This is a genomic window from Mycobacterium sp. TH-M15 (assembly GCF_057473705.1).
Map to the genome: position 1 here is coordinate 1 of NZ_JBYCLB010000258.1, position 2007 is coordinate 2007.

Annotated in this window: 2 protein-coding genes; one reads left to right on the forward strand and one right to left on the reverse strand. The window is 69.1% G+C overall.

Annotated elements, in window-relative coordinates:
• A partial coding sequence (locus AC2VNT_RS06150; protein WP_486946009.1) for an ammonium transporter occupies positions 1 to 1278 on the forward strand: 1278 nt, incomplete at its 5' end.
• A gap of 23 nt (positions 1279 to 1301) precedes the next feature.
• Here AC2VNT_RS06150 and AC2VNT_RS06155 read toward each other — a convergent pair.
• Positions 1302 to 1940 carry a TetR/AcrR family transcriptional regulator gene (locus tag AC2VNT_RS06155; protein WP_486946010.1) on the reverse strand — a complete coding sequence of 213 codons (639 nt, stop codon included), beginning with the start codon at positions 1938 to 1940 and terminating at the stop codon, positions 1302 to 1304.
• Positions 1941 to 2007: the final 67 nt, after the last annotated feature.

Consider the following 2007-nt stretch of genomic DNA (forward strand, 5'->3'; position numbering starts at 1 on the left):
GTGACCGTGCTGTGGGTGCTCTACGGATACTCCCTGGCCTTCGGCGACGACATCGGCCGGATTGTGGGTAACCCCATCCGGTACGGGGGACTGCGGGGGCTGATCGATGACGTGCCCCCGGGTGCTCAGACCCCGTTGGCGGGCACGGTGCCACAGATCGTCTTCGTCGCATTCCAGTTGATGTTCGCGGTGATCACCGTTGCGCTGATCTCCGGGGCGGTCGCCGACCGGATGAAATTCGGCAGCTGGCTGCTGTTCGCCGCGCTGTGGGTGAGCTTCGTGTACTTGCCGGTCGCACACGCGATTTTCGCGGTCGACGGCCTGGTCGCGGCACGCGGCGGATGGATCGTCAACAAGCTGCACGCCATCGACTTCGCCGGCGGCACCGCGGTGCACATCAACGCCGGCACCGCCGCGCTGGTGCTGGCCCTGGTGCTCGGCCGGCGGCACGGCTGGCCGGGTACACCGATGCGACCGCACAACCTGCCGCTGGTGATGCTCGGCGCCGGGCTGCTCTGGTTCGGCTGGTACGGCTTCAACGCCGGTTCGGCGCTGGCGGCCGACGGCACCGCCGGTTCGGTTTTCGTCACCACCACGGTGTCGGCGGCGGCCGGCCTGCTCGCGTGGCTGCTCACCGAGCGGTGGCGGGACGGGCACGCCACCTCGCTGGGGGCGGCGTCGGGAATCGTCGCCGGGCTGGTCGGGATCACCCCCGCATGTGCGTCGGTCGACGCGTTCGGCGCATTGCTGATCGGTGCCGTGACCGGTGTGTGCTGCGCGTTGGCGGTCGGCGTCAAGTACCGGTTCGGATTCGACGATTCACTCGACGTGGTTGGGGTGCACCTGGTCGGTGGCTTGGCCGGCACGTTGCTGGTGGGGCTGGTCGCGGCCCCGGGCAGCGCCGCGATCGCCAATGGCACGGGAGTGTCGCCCGGGTTGTTCTACGGCGGCGGAGTCGACCAGTTGGTGCGGCAGACCGTCGGCGCTGTGGCGGTCCTGGGCTATTCGGCGGCGGTGACGCTGATCTTGGCCCTGGTCGTGAAACGCATCCTCGGGCTGCGGGTGGACAGTGAACACGAAACGTCGGGTATCGACGAGGCACAGCACGCGGAGACCGGCTACGCCTTCGCGGTGCTCGGTGCTGCCAGGTCCTCGGAGCGGTATTACCTGCCGGGTGGCCCGGCTGACGTCGATCGGTGCGACTGCCGTCCCGCGTCCACGCCGGCGCCTGGAGCGGTTTCGGTTCCGGCTGAGGAAAGCGTGGTGCTGAATGGCTGACACGGTGGATGCGGACCCGGGGCTCAGCCGGAGGCGTCGTGCAGCAGCACGTATCCGGCCAGTGCGTTCAACAACCCCGTGCAGTGGTCGACGAGATCGTCGGTGTCGTCGTCGAATTCGCCGTCCAGCCAGCGACGAAAGACCTCGAACAGCCCGCCCACACCCACGGTGGCCGCCAGCTGGGTGACGTGAACGGCCGAGTCGGAGATGCTCAGGTGCAGTCGGGCCTGTTGCAGGATGAGTTCGGCCAGCCCGCCCATGATCTCGCTGCGCAGCAGCCGCAGCGTCGGCTCGGTCCCGGACTCGACGAACAGGATGCGGGCCAGCTGGCGGTCGTGTTCGATCAGGTCGACCACAGCGCGGATCGGGTCGTGTACCAGCGCCTCCGGGGTCGAGCTGACCGCCGGTATCGCCGCCACGATGACGTCGCGCAAGGTGGCGCCGACCCGATCGGAGACGGCCCGGAGCAGCGCGTCGCGGTCGGCGAAGTGCCGGTAGAAGTAGCGCGATGTCACCCCGGATTCGGCGCAGACGGCCGTCACCGTCGTCTCCGCCGCACCGCGCGTGCCCAGCAACTCGGTCGCGGTGTCGATCAGCCGATCGCGCCGTCGCGCATCGCGCTGCTGCGCCGTCAGGCCGGCGTACATCCGCGGGGTGCTCACCCGGTTCAGTCTGGCAGCAGCTATCTGACTAGGGGTAAGGTCAGATAGTGATCCGCGAGCGGACGCG